Below are 14669 nucleotides of genomic sequence, written 5' to 3'. Positions count from 1 at the left end.
AGAGTTCTCCCACTACAACTTCGCAGGAGCTTCCATGAGCAAGAGCGTTATCAGCAGCGACAAGGCCCCGGCCGCTATCGGCACCTACTCCCAGGCGATCAAGGCGGGCAACACCGTGTACATGTCCGGGCAGATCCCGCTGGATCCAAAAACCATGGAGCTGGTGGAAGGCTTCGAAGCCCAGACCGTACAGGTATTCGAGAACCTCAAGGCCGTCGCCGAAGCCGCTGGCGGCTCGTTCAAGGACATCGTCAAACTAAATATTTTCCTCACCGACCTGTCGCACTTCGCCAAGGTCAATGAAGTCATGGGCCGTTACTTCGAGCAGCCCTACCCGGCTCGCGCGGCCATTGGCGTAGCCGCACTGCCCCGCGGCTCGCAAGTTGAAATGGACGCTATTCTGGTACTTGAGTAACGCCCCCGGCGGGGCATCTGCCCCGCCTTTCCTACTCCCGTCTTGTCCTCGCCCCCCTCCAAACCCGCATAAACCATCCCGCCGCGCCCCTGGGCAGTCTTTGCCAATCTTTTATTAACGAGAATTATTTGCAATAATATTTAAACTTACTCGCGCGTAGCCCCATTTCGCCGCGCACCCGCAACCCTCCCTCTCAGGTCCGGCCAGTATGTTCTTCTCCAGCCCAACCGCTCACATCGCCACGTCCCGCCAGCCACGCTGGCTGCCGCTGCTCTGCCTGTCTCTGCTGACCTTGCTGCCCATCACCAGCTTCGCTGAACAACCGGCTGCTGCCGCAGCGAACGGCTCAGCACTGGCGACGCCCGAGGCTGCAGCATTAAGCGGTGAAGCCCCTCAGCTGACGGCGCTGCGGGAAAAAATCGCGGCGCTGGGTAAGCAGGCCAGTGCCGAGCAGATCAGCGCCACGCAGCAACAATTCATCACCGACAACGGCATTGCTCCCGAGCAGGCACAGCAACTGCTGAATGCCCTGCAAGAAAGCGCAACGCTGCCAGAGGCGGCAGCCGATGAGGCCCTGATGCACGACCTGTCACCGTGGGGCATGTATCAGAACGCCGATATCGTGGTGAAAAGCGTGATGATCGGCCTGGTTCTCGCCTCGATCCTGACCTGGACCGTGTGGGTGGCGAAAAGCATCGAGCTGATCAGCGCCCGCCGTCGCCTGCGCCGCGAGTTGCCTGAACTGAAACGCGCCCGCAACCTGCAACAGGCCGCCGACCTGGCACGTGCCCAGCACAGTTTCAGCACCCTGCTGATCGACGATGCCCGTGACGAGTTGAACCTGTCCGCCAACAGCAAGCTGAAAGATGGCATCAAGGAACGTGTCAGCTTCCGCCTGGAACGCCTGGTGGCAGCCTGTGGCCGAGACATGAGCAAAGGCACCGGGGTACTGGCCACCATTGGTTCCACGGCACCCTTCGTCGGCCTGTTCGGTACGGTCTGGGGCATCATGAACAGCTTTATCGGCATCGCCAAATCGCAGACCACCAATCTCGCCGTGGTCGCTCCGGGTATCGCCGAAGCCTTGCTGGCCACGGCCCTGGGCCTGGTTGCCGCAATCCCGGCGGTGATCATCTACAACGTCTTTGCCCGCTCGATTGCCAGCTACAAGGCGCAGGTCGCCGACGCCTCGGCCCAGGTGCTGCTGCTGGTCAGCCGTGACCTGGACATGCCCACCAGCAACGAACGCAGCGCGGCTCCGCAAATGGTCAGGGCGGTCTGAGGCATGGGCCTGCACCTCAACGACAGTGGCGATGACCTTCAGGAAAACCACGAGATCAACGTCACACCCTTTATCGACGTGATGCTGGTATTGCTGATCATCTTTATGGTGGCAGCGCCCCTGGCCACGGTTGACGTGAAAATCGACCTACCCGCCTCCAGCGCCAAACCGACACCGCGCCCAGACAAGCCGATCTATCTGAGCATCAAGGAAGACAGCCGCCTGTTCCTCGACAACGATCAGGTCGAACCCGCGCTGCTGGGTGCAGCACTGGACAAGTTGACTCAGGCCGACAAGGAAAAAACCATTTTCGTGCGCGGTGACAAAGGCGTCGATTATGCCGACCTGATGAGCGTGATGGACAACCTGCGCGGTGCCGGCTACCTGAAGATTGGTCTGGTTGGTCTGGAGACGGTCGGCACACCATGACCCGCTCGCGCCGTAGCCTTTTCTGGATGGCCAGCCTGCTGCTGGTGGTCACGCTGCACGTTGCGCTGTTTATCTGGGCGCTGTACTGGCACCCGCAAGCCATTGCCGTGGAGCCGCCGCCGGCGGCGATGCTGGTCGAGCTGCAACCACAGGTCGCCGCGAAGCCAGCGCCCCCGGTGATCCAGCAGCCCGAGCCGGAACCCGAGCCACAGCCCAAGTTGATCGAAGCGCCCAAGCCGAAGCTGGTAATCGCCCAGCCCAAGCCGAAACCCAAACCGCGCCCACCGCAACCGAAACCACAGCCAGTGCAGACACCCGCTCCGGAAACGGCACAGGCCAGCACCGACGCAGCTACGACCGCGCAACAGCAGGCCGCAGCGCGTCAAAGTGCGCCCAGTGAGGACAATCAGGCGCGTGCTGTTTGGCTGAGCAAGGTACATGCGCACCTGAGCAAACGCCTGCATTACCCGGATCGCGAGCGGCGCTTCAACCGGATTGGCCATACCCAGGCGGTAACCCTGACGTTCAACGTCAATCTCCATGGCGATATTCTGCTGGGCAAGATCAAGGCCTCCACCGCGCGCCCATCCTTTGATCGCGACGTGTTGATCCAGCTGCGCAAAGCCAGTCCGGTACCGCGACCGCCGCAGGAAGTGCTGAGCAGCGGCAGCATCAGCCTGGACTTCCCGATCAAATTCGAACTCACCCGCTAAACCCGACAGCCCGTGCGACCTGTACGGGCTGATGCTGTAACGCCTGACGCAAATGACGCTATTCTGCTGAGCGAATCCATCATCGGGGCCATCACCGCCTCACCCTTGAGGACGCCGTCATGCGTTGCCTGTTTGTTGTTCTGCTCACCTGCGCCCTGCTCAGCGGCTGTGCCAGCCCACCGCGCGACCCCAGCGGTACCTGGATCAACCAGGCCGCCATCGACGCGGCCGTGGAAGGCGGCAACCTGCGTGAAGCCCTGCTCGCCTATGGCCCTAACCTGGAATGGCAAATCGACAGCCAACGTCGGCTGGCCAGCTTCAGCAATGGTTTCGAACGTGGCGAAGGCAGCATTGAACGCGGCCCAGCCGGTCAGTTGCGCGTGCATTTCTACGGTGACTTTCAGGAAAACCTGAGCCTCAGCGGCAATGAGCTGATTCAAGCGCAAAGCGACACCTGGCCGGAGCAGCGCTTTGTCCGCGCACCCGCAGCGCCCGGCCTACTGGCGCCACCGGGGAGCAGCTTCGAGCAGGCGCTGTACAGCGCTTACCTGGGCGGCACCTGGCTGATCAAGGAAGGCCTGGGCGAAGGCGGCCTGGTGCTGTTCCAGGCCGATGGCAGCGTACAGGGCCTGCCTGGCGCAGAACGCTACGCCCTGTGCCTGGCCGGCGATTGCGCCGCGATGAGCGGCGAGTTCGACAGCCTTTGGCTGCAACTTGGCGAGCAAGGCCAGAACTGGCTGTTTGAGCGTGAAGGCAAGCAACTGCGGGTATTTGAAGCGCTGAACCGTGCGCAGATCGATGAAATGCCAAACTTCTACAAGGGTCAGCAGCGCTGGCTACTGCAGCAGCGTTAAGCGAGCTTACGCGCTGCGCAGGATTGCGCTGTAGCCTTCACGGTAGCTGGGGTACTGCGGCTGCCAACCCAGGGCGCGGGCACGGGCATTGCTGCAGCGTTTGCTGCCGGCACGGCGCACAGTCGACTCGGCCGACCAGTGGCTGACGCCCAGTTGCTCGCGCAGCCAGGCCACCACCTCATGCAGCGGTGCCGGCTGATCATCGACGCCGATATAACAGTCTTCCAGCGCCACCCCACGGGCATCGGCCTGCAGCAGGTACGCCAGCAGACCGGCTGCGTCATCGGCATGAATACGGTTGCCATACAACGGCGGCTCACTGGCCACCCGATAGCCCTGCCGCACCTGGCCAAGCAGCCATTCGCGCCCTGGGCCGTAGATCCCGGTCAAACGTACCACCGTGGCCGGCAGGTCACTGGCCAGGGCCACCTGCTCCGCTTCACGCATAACGCGTCCGGAATAGCCTTCAGCGTGTGCCGCTGAGGTCTCGTCCACCCACTCACCCTGCTGCTGGCCATACACACCACTGCTGGAGACAAACAGCAGGCGTTTGGGCCGTTGGCCCTGCTGCGCCAGCCAACCCAGCACGCGACGCAGGCCGTCGACATAGGCGGCGCGGTAACCAGCCTCATCGTGTTCGGTGGCGGCCGCGCAATACACCAGATAATCCAGCGGCTCACTCGGCCAGGCGGCCGGGCAGGCGTCGGCCTGCAGATCACCGGCAACCGGGCGAATACCGGCAGGCAGCTGCGCTACGCCGCGGCGCAGGCCGAACACCGTCCAGCCCGCAACGTTCAGCTGCTGCCCCAGACGGCTGCCAACATCGCCACAACCGGCGATCATCAGTGTCTTACTCATGGTTGTGTATTCCCTGCTTATTCATCAGGGCAACAGTGCCACCAAGCCGGCCTGTTGCACCAGCTCCAGCAGCGGCTGCGGGTAAACACCGAGTACGAAGGCCAACAACGCGACAAACAGCAGCATCAGACCACCTGCCTGTTGCCCCCAATGCAGCGGCGCATCATGGCGGCGCAGGTTCGGCTCGACCATAAACAGGGTGACCATCACCCGCAGGTAATAGAACACACCGATGGCGCTGCCGAGCACCAGGGCGCCGAGCAGCCACCACTGTTGCGATTGCACACCGGCAGCGACCACGTAGAACTTGCCGATGAAGCCGGCAGTCAGCGGAATACCGGCCAGCGACAGCATCATCACGGTGAGCACGGCGGTCAGGTACGGACGACGCCAGAACAGCCCACGGTATTCGTACAGAGCATCGGCATCACGGCCGCTGTAGGGCGTCGACATCAGGGTGATCACGCCAAACGCGCCAAGACTGGTCAGTACATAAGTGGCCAGGTACACGCCGACCGCTTCCACGGCCAAGCCCTTGCTGGCGATCAACGCCACCAGCAGGTAGCCGAAGTGGGCGATGGAGGAGTAACCGAGCAGACGCTTGAGGTTGTTCTGCAGCAGCGCCAGCAGGTTGCCGAAGAGGATCGAGGCGATGGCAATCAGCGTCAGCAGGTCATTCAGCCAGCCGCCGGCAGCCGCTGGCGAGACCTGATACAGGCGCAGCAGCACGGCAAACACCGCCACTTTGCTGGCTGTAGCGAGGAAGGCAGCCACTGGCGCAGGGGCGCCTTCATAGACGTCCGGGGTCCACAGGTGGAACGGCACCAGCGACAGTTTGAACGCCAGACCGATCAACATCATGCCCATGCCAATCTGCGCCAGCATGCTCGGCAAACCATCGGCGGCCAGCTTGGCACCGATACCGGCGAAGGTCAGGTTGCCCGACTCGGCATACAACAGCGCCATGCCGAACAGCAGAAATGCCGAACCGGCGGCGGACAGCACCATGTACTTGATGCCGGCTTCCAGCGAACGCTTGTTGAAGAAGGCATAGGCGATCATGCCGTAGGTCGGCACCGACAGCAGTTCCAGGCCGATGAACAGACCCGCCAAATGCTGCGCACTGACCAGCACCAGACCGCCAGCGGCGGACAACAGCATCAGCAGGTACAGCTCTTCACGGTTGCCTGGATAGCCCTTGCCGGACTCACCGCCCAGGTAGGCGTGAATCAGCGTCACACAGGCCAGGGTCGCCGCCAGCACCAGGGCCATGTAGTAGCAGGCGAATTTATCCACCAGCAACAACGGCGTGACCTCGATCGGCGTCACGTCCAGAGCCGGCAACAGCGACAGCAGGGCCAGGTTGAGGCCTAGCACCGAGAGGCCGAAGGTCATGGCGTGATTGCGCTTCCAGGCAATCGCCAGCATCACCAGCACGATGGTGGCACTGGTGATCAGCAGCGGCAGCAGCGCGATAAAGTGTTGAGTCGTGAATTCCACAGCGTGATGTTCCATAAGGCTACCGGGCCGAGGCAAGTTGATTTAAGGCACCGCCCAGCCATTGCTGCACGCCTTGCATGCTGGCGGCAGAGGTGTCGAGCACCGGCTGCGGGTAGACGCCGAGCAGGATCAGCAGTACAGCCAGGCCCAGCACCATGCTCAGCTCGCGCAGCTTCAGGCCTGGCAAGGCGGTTTCTGCCTTGGCCGGGCCAAAGTAGGCACGGTGAATCATGATCAGCGAGTAGACCGAGCCAAACACCAGGCCAGTGGCGGCCAGCACGGTGACCCACGGCGCGCTCTGGAAGCTGCCGATCAGAATCAGGAATTCACCGACGAAGTTACCAGTGCCGGGCAAGCCCAGCGCGGCGGCAGCAAAGAACAGGCTGATGGCCGGCAGCCAGGGCATGCGTGCCCAGATGCCGCCCATTTCACGCATGTCGCGAGTATGCAGGCGCTCATACAACTGGCCACAGAGAATAAACAGCGCGGCAGCGGACAGGCCGTGGGCCATCATCTGCACCACCGCGCCCTGCAGGGCGATCTCGCTGGCCGAGTAGATAGCGATCAGCACAAAGCCCATGTGCGACACGCTGGAGTAAGCCACCAGGCGCTTGATGTCGGTCTGCGCAAACGACAGCAACGCGCCGTAGATGATGGCGAACACGCCGAGCCACTGGGCAATCGGCGCAAACTCCGCCGACGCATTGGGGAACAGCGGTAGAGCAAAGCGCATCAGGCCGTAGGCCGCAGTTTTCAGCAGGATACCGGCCAGATCCACGGAGCCGGCGGTCGGTGCCTGAGCGTGGGCATCTGGCAGCCAGGAGTGGAATGGCACCACCGGAAACTTCACCGCGAAGGCGATAAAGAAACCCAGCATGAGGATGTACTCGGTGCCTGGTGCCAGTTCGGTTTTCAGCAGGTCGGCATAGCTGAAGGTCAGCACACCGGTCTGGTCGAAATGCACGAACACCAGACCCAGGATCGCCAACAGCATGATCAGGCCGCTGGCCTGGGTGAAGATAAAGAACTTGGTGGCGGCGGTGATGCGAGTCTTGCCATCACTGCCGCTATGACCCCAGAGCGCGATGAGGAAATACATCGGCACCAGCATCATTTCCCAGAAGAAGAAGAACAGGAACAGGTCGATCGCGAGGAACACACCGACCACGCCGCCGAGAATCCACATCAGGTTGAGGTGGAAAAAGCCGACGCGGTTCTGGATCTCATTCCACGAGCACAGCACCGACAGCACGCCGAGCAGACCGGTGAGGCTGATCATCAACACCGACAGGCCGTCCAGCGCCAGGTGAATGCTGATGCCAAACCGCTCGATCCATGGCAGCTGGAACTCCGCCGCCCACTGCGGCGCAGCACCCGGCCCATTATCAGGGCTTGGGGCCAGGCTGAAGTCGCCGGTGGCCCACAGCCACAGGCCCAGACCGAACAGCAGGCCCATGGTCAGCAGGGCAATCCAGCGTGGCAGGGTGTTGCCAAAGCGCTCGCACTGCCAGCACAGCAGGCCGCCGATAAAGGGGATCAGGATTAGCCAGGGCAGAATCATCAGGCTGTTTTCCTTAATTCAGAAACAGGAGGACGGCGAGCACCAGCACGGCACCCCCGGCAATCGAAGTGGCATACCAGCGCACCTGGCCAGTCTCGCTACTGGCCAGCAGGGCATTACCGCCCCGCACCAGACGCGGAATCAGGCCAATGCTGCGGTCAATCGGGTCACGCCCGAGCAGACGGCAGAGCAGCAGGTACGGCTGCACGAACAGCTTGTCGTAGAGCCAGTCGAAGCCCCAGGCGGCGAACCACCAGGCCGAGAGGAAGCGCCCCGGTGCACTCTGCGCCACCGCCGTGGCGAAACTGCGCTTGCCGAGGAACAGCAGCGCGGCCAGGACGATGCCGATGATCGCGATGGCCCCGGAGACGATTTCCAGGCTGTGCTTGGCCTCACCGCCAGCATGGCCAACGCTTTGCGGCAGCACACCGGCCAACGGCGGGCTGATCAGCGCACCGACGAAGGTCGACAGCACGATCAGCGTCACCAGCGGCAGCCAGTGAGCCACACCATGGCCGGCATGGGCTTCGGTCTGCTGCTCACCATGGAAGGCGATGAAGATCAGGCGGAAGGTGTAGATCGAGGTCAGGAAAGCGCCTGCCAAGCCAGCGTACAGCAGCCACTGATGACCGCTGGCAAAGGCTTCCCAGAGGATTTCATCCTTGGAGTAGAAACCGGCGGTGATCAGCGGCAAGGCTGCCAGGGCCGCGCCGCCGACGATAAAGCTGGCGTAGGCCAACGGCAGTTTTTTCCACAGCCCGCCCATCTTGAAGATGTTCTGCTCGTGGTGACAGGCGTTGATCACCGCACCGGAAGCGAGGAACAGCAGAGCCTTGAAGAAGGCGTGGGTCATCAGGTGGAAGATCGCCGCATCCCAGGCACCCACGCCGAGGGCGAGGAACATGTAACCGATCTGGCTCATGGTCGAATAGGCGAGGATGCGCTTGATGTCGGTCTGCACCAGCGCGGCAAAACCAGCCAGCACCAGGGTCACACCGCCGACGATACCGACCAATTCGAGGATGTCCGGGGTCAGCAGGAACAGGCCATGGGTACGGGCGATCAGGTAAACACCCGCCGTCACCATGGTCGCCGCGTGGATCAACGCAGAAACCGGGGTCGGGCCGGCCATCGCATCGGCCAGCCAGGTCTGCAACGGCAGCTGCGCGGATTTACCCACCGCACCGCCAAGCAGCATCAGCGTGGCGATCCACAGCCAGCTGTCACCTTCCACATACTTCTGCGGTGCCAGCACCATCAGCTCCTGAATATTCAGGGTGCCCAGATGCAGGAACAGGATGAACAGGCCGATGGCCATAAACACGTCGCCGATACGGGTGACGATAAAGGCCTTCAGCGCTGCATTGCCGTTCGGCGTGTGCTTGAAGTAGAAGCCGATCAGCAGGTAGGAACACAGCCCCACACCTTCCCAACCGAAATACAGCAGCAGCAGGTTATCGCCCAGCACCAGCAGCAACATACTGAAGATAAACAGGTTGGTATAGGCGAAGAACCGCGAGTAGCCCTCCTCACCGCGCATGTACCAGCTGGCAAACAGGTGGATCAGAAAGCCCACACCCGTCACCACGCCGAGCATGGTCACAGACAGACCGTCCAGGTAGAGGGTGAAGCTCGGCGAGAAACCGGCCACGCTCATCCACTGCCACAGCACCTGGGTGAACACGCCATTTGCCGGCGGATTGAGGTTGAACTGCACGATCACCCAGGCCGCAGTCAGGGCAGACAGGCCCACCGAGCCCACGCCAATCAGCGCCGAGAGGTTTTCCGAGAAACGCCCGCGCGAAAAGGCCAGGAGAAACCAGCCCAGCAGCGGAAATACACAGGTCAGGAATAGAAGGTTCATCCGCGCATCTCGCTGGCAGCGTCGACATCGAGGGTGTTGAAGCGGCGATACAGCTGCAACAGGATCGCCAGGCCAATACTGGCTTCGGCGGCCGCCAGGGTGATCACCAGAATAAACATCACCTGGCCGTCAGGCTGAGCCCAACGGCTGCCGGCCACGATAAAGGCCAGGGCGGTGGCGTTCATCATCACTTCCAGGCTCATCAGCACGAAGAGGATGTTGCGCCGCACCATCAGGCCAATCAGGCCCAGGCTGAACAGCACGCCGGCCAGTGCCAGGCCGTGCTCCATGGGAATCGCATTCATGCGGTTGGCTCCTTGGCATCGTGACGACCGAGGTGATAGGCCGCGACCAATGCGCCGAGCAGCAGCATCGAGGCCAGCTCGACCACCAGCAGATAAGGCCCGTACAGCGCGATACCGACAGCCTTGGCATCAACGGTCTGCAAACCCAACGCCGCGCCACTGGGCGACTCGAACAACACATACAGCAGCTGACCCAGCAGCAGCGCCGAAAGCAACGCCGGGCCGAACCAGATACCGGGCCTCAGCCACTGGCGCTCCTGCTCGACCGCCGCTGGGCCGAGGTTGAGCATCATCACCACGAAGACGAACAGCACCATGATCGCGCCGGCATAGACGATGATCTCCAGGGCACCGGCAAAGGGCGCGCCGAGGGCGAAAAAAGTCATCGCCACCGCCAGCAGCGAGACGATGAGATAGAGCAAGGCATGCACCGGGTTGGTGTTGGTAATCACCCCCACCGTCGATGCCACCGCCACACCGGCGGCGAAGTAGAACGCGAATTCCATGTCCCCTCCTTAGGGCAGCAAGCCTTTGACGTTGATCGGTTCAGCTTCATTCTGCGCCGCGCCTTTCGGCTTGCCGGCAATGGCCATGCCGGCAACGCGGTAGAAGTTGTAGTCCGGGTTCTTGCCCGGGCCGCTGATCAGCAGGTCTTCCTTCTCGTACACCAGATCCTGACGCTTGAACTCGCCCATCTCGAAATCCGGGGTGAGCTGGATCGCCGTGGTCGGGCAGGCTTCCTCGCACAGGCCGCAGAAGATGCAGCGCGAGAAGTTGATGCGGAAGAAATCCGGGTACCAACGGCCATCCGGGGTTTCCGCCTTCTGCAGCGAGATGCAGCCCACCGGACAGGCCACTGCACACAGGTTGCAGGCCACGCAGCGCTCTTCGCCGTCAGGGTCGCGGGTCAGGACGATGCGGCCACGGTAGCGCGGCGGCAGGTACACGGCTTCTTCCGGGTACTGCAGGGTGTCGCGCTTGCGAAAACCATGGCTGAACACCATGGCCAGGCTGCGCAGTTGGGTGCCGGTACCAACCAGCACATCCCATATGTATTTGAACATTCTGTGGTTCTCCTTACTGGGCCGCGGCCAGCACGAATGCGCCGGTCACCAGCAGGTTGATCAGGGTCAGCGGCAGGCAGAACTTCCAGCTGAACGCCATGACCTGGTCATACCGCGGGCGCGGAATCGACGCGCGCAGCAGGATGAAGATCATGATGAAGAAGCAGGTTTTCAGGGCGAACCAGAAGAACGGGATCTGCGGCAGGATGCCGAACGGGCCGTGCCAGCCACCGAAGAACAGCGTCACCAGCAACGCCGACACCGTGACGATGGCCACGTATTCGCCGACGAAGAACATGCCCCATTTCATCCCGGCATATTCGATGTGGTAACCGTCAGCCAGCTCCTGCTCCGCTTCCGGCTGGTCGAACGGGTGACGGTGGGTCACGGCGACGGCAGCGATAAAGAAGGTACAGAAGCCAAAGAACTGCGGAATGATGAACCACAAATTCTCGGCCTGGTAATCGACGATATCGCGCATGTTGAACGAGCCGACCTGTGCCACCACGCCCATCAGCGCCAACGCCAGGAAAACCTCGTAGGACACCGTCTGTGCCGAAGCACGCAGCGCACCGAGCAGGGCGAACTTGTTGTTACTGGCCCAGCCGGCGAACAGCACCGCATACACCGACAAACCGGCCATGGCGAAGAAGAACAGGATGCCGATGTTCAGGTCCGCCACGCCCCAGGTCGGGGTGATCGGGATGATCGCAAAGGCGATCAGCATGGCCGAGAACGCAATCATCGGCGCCAGGATAAAGATGAACTTGTCGGCGAACGGCGGCGTCCAGTCCTCCTTGAAGAACATCTTGATCATGTCGGCGGCGATCTGAAACATGCCGAACGGCCCGACCCGGTTGGGACCGTAACGGTCCTGCCACCAGCCCAGCAGACGGCGCTCGACAAAGCTCAGCAGCGCGCCGCAGATCACCACCACCAGCAGAATCACGATGGCCTTGAGTACGGCGATCAGCACATCCAGCACATCAGGCGTCAGCCAGCTCATTGCGCGACCTCCTCAATGCGGGTGACCACGGCACCGGCGACCTGCGCCGGGATGCCCGCCAGGCCCACCGGCAAGCCGACGACACCAATGGCCAGCTCTTCGGTGATCTGCAATGGCAGACGCAAGGTCTGTCCGGCGACCGTCAGGCTGAGCAGCGCGCCGTCATTTACGCCCAGACGATCCGCTTCGGCCTTGGCAAGGAGTGCATAAGGCGCGGGAATGCGCTCTTGCAGCGGCGCGGCGACGGCCGAGGTTTCCTCACTGCCGAACAGGTGATGCAGGGCCACGGCCTGCAAGGTGCCCGGCGCCGGGTTGAAAGCCGCCGGTACGCTGAACCAGGGCAGCACGCTGCCTTTGGCTTCCAGCAGACGCACGCCCGGATCACCGGCACGCAGGTGGCCGCCGACTTCGTCCTGGAATTTGTTCCAGGCTTGCGGCGAGTTCCAACCTGGCGACCAGGCGAAGGGAATCTGCTGACGATCTTCCTTACTGCCGGCATAGCCTTCCATGGAGAAGGCAAAGGCCGAGTCCTGATCCTGCGGCTGACGCGGCTCATGCACGCTTATATTGGCGCGCATGGCGGTACGCCCGCTGTAACGGTGCGGTTCACGGGCCAGTTTCAGGCCCTTGATACGGAACGAGGCCTTGGGGGCCGCGTCGACGATGCGTGCCAACTCACGGTTGCTCGCAGCAACAGCCGTAGTCACTGCATCCAGCTGGGTCCAGTCGAGCGGCTTGCCCTGAAGGGTGCTGTGCAGGGCATGCAGCCAGCGCCAGCCCTCACGAATCAGGATATTGGCGTCGTAGTAGCTCGGCTCGAACACCTGGAAGAAGCGCTGGGCGCGGCCTTCGAAGCTGACCAGGGTGCCATCGCCTTCGGCGAAGCTAGCCACCGGCAGCAGCAGGTGGGCTTTTTCGCTGGTGGCGGTGTGCTGATGGTCGGCGACGATCACCAGCTTGGCCGCTGCCAGTGCGGCATCGACCTGAGCTGCAGCGGCGCGGCGGTACAGGTCGTTTTCCAGCACGATCACGGCATCGGCCTGGCCGGACGTCAGCGCTTGCAAGGCCGCATCGACGGACCTCGCCCCACACTCTTCACCCAAAAGCAGGGCCAGGCCCATGCTGTTGGCTTCCGGCACTACCAGGCTGATGGAGGCGTTCTTTTCGCGATTCTTCAGCGCGCTGGCGATATTCGCTGCTGCTTCGATCAGGCTCTTCTCACCCAGCGAGGCGCCGGAGACGATCAGCGGACGCTTGGCTTCAAGCAGAGCTTCGGCAATCAATTGCACCAGCTCAGCGGCATCGGCATCCAAACCGCTTACTGCCGGGGCACTCGGGTCAATGGCGTGGGCCACGGCGAAACCAATGCGCGCCAGATCAGCCGGCGCCGCATGCACGCAGGCTTCAGCCACATCATCCAGGCGGGTGGCAGTGACGCTGGCGATAAACAGCGGGTTGAGGGCGTCCTGCGCGACGTTTTGCACCGCCGCCATGTGCCAGTCCTGAATCTTCGCCGCAGCGGCGATTTCCGTGGCTTTACCTTTGACCGCCTGGCGCAGGGCCAGGGCCAGGCGTGCGGCGGTCTGGGTCAGGTCTTCGCCGAGAATAAACACCGCATCGTGCAGCTCGACTTCACGCAGGGTCGGTACCGGCAGCGGGCCGTTCTGCAGGATGTCGCGGATCAGGCGGATATTTTCCAGCTCGCCCGCCGCAATACCGGAGTAGTAGTTGGCCTCACCGACCAGCTCACGCAGGGCGAAGTTGCTTTCCAGGCTGGCACGCGGCGAACCGATGCCGATGACGCGTTTGCCCTTGAGCAGCTCGGCGGCCTTGTCCAGTGCGGCATCAATCCCGAGTTTTTCGCCGCCGTCATTATTCATCAGTAGCGGCTGACGCGGACGATCCGCGCGGTTGACGTAGCCGTAGCCGAAACGACCACGGTCACAGAGGAAGTACTGGTTTACATCGCCATTGAAGCGGTTCTCGATGCGCCGCAGTTCGCCATAGCGCTCGCCGGGGCTGGTGTTGCAGCCGCTGGCGCAGCCATGGCAGATGCTTGGGGCGAACTGCATGTCCCACTTGCGGTTATAGCGCTCGGAGTGAGTCTTGTCGGTGAACACACCGGTCGGACAGACCTCGACCAGGTTGCCGGAGAACTCGCTCTCCAGCACGCCGTCTTCGACCCGGCCGAAGTACACGTTGTCGTGCGCGCCATACACACCCAGGTCAGTGCCGCCGGCGTAATCCTTGTAGTAACGCACGCAGCGGTAACAGGCGATGCAGCGGTTCATTTCATGGGAGATAAACGGGCCGAGCTGCTGGTTCTGGTGAGTACGTTTGCTGAAGCGATAACGGCGCTGGTTGTGGCCGGTCATCACCGTCATGTCCTGCAGGTGGCAATGGCCGCCCTCCTCACACACCGGGCAATCGTGCGGGTGGTTGGTCATCAGCCACTCGACGACGCTGGCGCGGAACGCCTTGGATTCTTCATCGTCGATGCTGATCCAGGTGTTGTCGGTGGCCGGCGTCATGCACGACATGACGATGCGCCCGCGCGTATCGTTTTCATCGGTGTACTGCTTGACCGCGCACTGGCGGCAGGCGCCGACGCTACCGAGCGCCGGGTGCCAGCAGAAGTAAGGGATATCGAGACCGAGGGACAGGCAGGCCTGCAGCAGGTTGTCCGCCCCATCGACTTCGAAATCTTTGCCGTCTACGTGGATAGTGGCCATGGTTCAGGTTTCTTCTTTGCCCACCGAAGCGGGCTTGGCTAATGGAATCACGTTGTGCTGCGGGGCCAGGTCAGTGGCCGCCAGAG

General features: G+C 62.3%; 14 protein-coding genes. 5 read left to right on the top strand and 9 right to left on the bottom strand.

The window, feature by feature from the left end; genetic code table 11:
• Positions 1 to 34: 34 nt before the first annotated feature.
• The 5 genes from ACOCLD_RS03785 (at position 35) to ACOCLD_RS03765 (ending at position 3693) form a co-directional block, all read left to right on the top strand.
• On the top strand, positions 35 to 415 hold the full coding sequence (locus tag ACOCLD_RS03785; protein WP_233683228.1) for a RidA family protein: 381 nt from the start codon (positions 35 to 37) through the stop codon (positions 413 to 415).
• Between the two features lie 208 nt (positions 416 to 623).
• Positions 624 to 1697 carry a tonB-system energizer ExbB gene (gene exbB / locus ACOCLD_RS03780; protein WP_422910908.1) on the top strand — a complete coding sequence of 358 codons (1074 nt, stop codon included), beginning with the start codon at positions 624 to 626 and terminating at the stop codon, positions 1695 to 1697.
• Between the two features lie 3 nt (positions 1698 to 1700).
• Positions 1701 to 2126, top strand: coding sequence for a TonB system transport protein ExbD (gene exbD / locus ACOCLD_RS03775; RefSeq protein ID WP_422910907.1), 426 nt, complete (start codon positions 1701 to 1703; stop codon positions 2124 to 2126).
• Entirely contained in the window at positions 2123 to 2839 is a 717-nt protein-coding gene (locus tag ACOCLD_RS03770) for an energy transducer TonB family protein (RefSeq protein ID WP_422910906.1), read from the top strand. Before exbD ends, ACOCLD_RS03770 begins: the two co-directional genes overlap by 4 nt.
• Positions 2840 to 2958: 119 nt before the next feature.
• Entirely contained in the window at positions 2959 to 3693 is a 735-nt protein-coding gene (locus ACOCLD_RS03765) for a hypothetical protein (RefSeq protein WP_422910905.1), read from the top strand.
• 6 nt (positions 3694 to 3699) lie between these two features.
• On the opposite strand, the gene ACOCLD_RS03760 is transcribed toward ACOCLD_RS03765, so the two are convergent.
• The 9 genes from ACOCLD_RS03760 to nuoG are packed head-to-tail and all read right to left on the bottom strand — an operon-like array spanning position 3700 to position 14583.
• Positions 3700 to 4551 (bottom strand): SDR family oxidoreductase, encoded by an 852-nt coding sequence (locus tag ACOCLD_RS03760; RefSeq protein ID WP_422910904.1) that lies wholly within the window; start codon positions 4549 to 4551, stop codon positions 3700 to 3702.
• A 24-nt stretch (positions 4552 to 4575) separates the two neighbouring features.
• On the bottom strand, positions 4576 to 6051 hold the full coding sequence (nuoN, locus tag ACOCLD_RS03755; protein WP_422910903.1) for an NADH-quinone oxidoreductase subunit NuoN: 1476 nt from the start codon (positions 6049 to 6051) through the stop codon (positions 4576 to 4578).
• Between the two features lie 19 nt (positions 6052 to 6070).
• Positions 6071 to 7612 carry an NADH-quinone oxidoreductase subunit M gene (gene nuoM / locus ACOCLD_RS03750; RefSeq protein ID WP_422910902.1) on the bottom strand — a complete coding sequence of 514 codons (1542 nt, stop codon included), beginning with the start codon at positions 7610 to 7612 and terminating at the stop codon, positions 6071 to 6073.
• Between the two features lie 13 nt (positions 7613 to 7625).
• Positions 7626 to 9476 (bottom strand): NADH-quinone oxidoreductase subunit L, encoded by a 1851-nt coding sequence (gene nuoL / locus ACOCLD_RS03745; protein ID WP_422910901.1) that lies wholly within the window; start codon positions 9474 to 9476, stop codon positions 7626 to 7628.
• Positions 9473 to 9781: an NADH-quinone oxidoreductase subunit NuoK gene (gene nuoK, locus ACOCLD_RS03740; protein WP_160013754.1), complete on the bottom strand. Its 309-nt coding sequence runs from the start codon at positions 9779 to 9781 to the stop codon at positions 9473 to 9475. The genes nuoL and nuoK overlap by 4 nt, the downstream gene beginning before the upstream one ends.
• Positions 9778 to 10287, bottom strand: a complete 510-nt coding sequence (gene nuoJ, locus ACOCLD_RS03735) for an NADH-quinone oxidoreductase subunit J (RefSeq protein ID WP_160013755.1) — start codon at positions 10285 to 10287, stop codon at positions 9778 to 9780. Before nuoJ ends, nuoK begins: the two co-directional genes overlap by 4 nt.
• Positions 10288 to 10296: 9 nt before the next feature.
• Positions 10297 to 10845 carry an NADH-quinone oxidoreductase subunit NuoI gene (gene nuoI, locus ACOCLD_RS03730; RefSeq protein ID WP_090379713.1) on the bottom strand — a complete coding sequence of 183 codons (549 nt, stop codon included), beginning with the start codon at positions 10843 to 10845 and terminating at the stop codon, positions 10297 to 10299.
• 13 nt (positions 10846 to 10858) lie between these two features.
• Entirely contained in the window at positions 10859 to 11851 is a 993-nt protein-coding gene (gene nuoH / locus ACOCLD_RS03725; RefSeq protein ID WP_422910900.1) for an NADH-quinone oxidoreductase subunit NuoH, read from the bottom strand.
• Complete coding sequence (nuoG, locus tag ACOCLD_RS03720) at positions 11848 to 14583, bottom strand: NADH-quinone oxidoreductase subunit NuoG (RefSeq protein WP_422910899.1); 2736 nt, start codon at positions 14581 to 14583, stop codon at positions 11848 to 11850. The genes nuoH and nuoG overlap by 4 nt, the downstream gene beginning before the upstream one ends.
• Positions 14584 to 14669: the final 86 nt, after the last annotated feature.

Origin of the sequence: Pseudomonas cimarronensis (genome assembly GCF_049331905.1) — a bacterium.
Taxonomy (GTDB): domain Bacteria; phylum Pseudomonadota; class Gammaproteobacteria; order Pseudomonadales; family Pseudomonadaceae; genus Aquipseudomonas.
Note: the sequence above shows the minus strand (reverse complement) of the source record. Positions and strands in the feature narration are given on the sequence as shown.

Coding starts and splice junctions, on each gene's coding strand:
- nuoI (WP_090379713.1), bottom strand. CDS start 10,845: ATGTTCAAATACATATGGGATGTGCTGGTTGGTACCGGCACCCAACTG.
- nuoG (WP_422910899.1), bottom strand. CDS start 14,583: ATGGCCACTATCCACGTAGACGGCAAAGATTTCGAAGTCGATGGGGCG.
- ACOCLD_RS03770 (WP_422910906.1), top strand. CDS start 2,123: ATGACCCGCTCGCGCCGTAGCCTTTTCTGGATGGCCAGCCTGCTGCTG.
- ACOCLD_RS03785 (WP_233683228.1), top strand. CDS start 35: ATGAGCAAGAGCGTTATCAGCAGCGACAAGGCCCCGGCCGCTATCGGC.
- nuoJ (WP_160013755.1), bottom strand. CDS start 10,287: ATGGAATTCGCGTTCTACTTCGCCGCCGGTGTGGCGGTGGCATCGACG.
- ACOCLD_RS03760 (WP_422910904.1), bottom strand. CDS start 4,551: ATGAGTAAGACACTGATGATCGCCGGTTGTGGCGATGTTGGCAGCCGT.
- exbB (WP_422910908.1), top strand. CDS start 624: ATGTTCTTCTCCAGCCCAACCGCTCACATCGCCACGTCCCGCCAGCCA.
- nuoH (WP_422910900.1), bottom strand. CDS start 11,851: ATGAGCTGGCTGACGCCTGATGTGCTGGATGTGCTGATCGCCGTACTC.
- nuoK (WP_160013754.1), bottom strand. CDS start 9,781: ATGAATGCGATTCCCATGGAGCACGGCCTGGCACTGGCCGGCGTGCTG.
- ACOCLD_RS03765 (WP_422910905.1), top strand. CDS start 2,959: ATGCGTTGCCTGTTTGTTGTTCTGCTCACCTGCGCCCTGCTCAGCGGC.
- nuoM (WP_422910902.1), bottom strand. CDS start 7,612: ATGATTCTGCCCTGGCTAATCCTGATCCCCTTTATCGGCGGCCTGCTG.
- exbD (WP_422910907.1), top strand. CDS start 1,701: ATGGGCCTGCACCTCAACGACAGTGGCGATGACCTTCAGGAAAACCAC.
- nuoL (WP_422910901.1), bottom strand. CDS start 9,476: ATGAACCTTCTATTCCTGACCTGTGTATTTCCGCTGCTGGGCTGGTTT.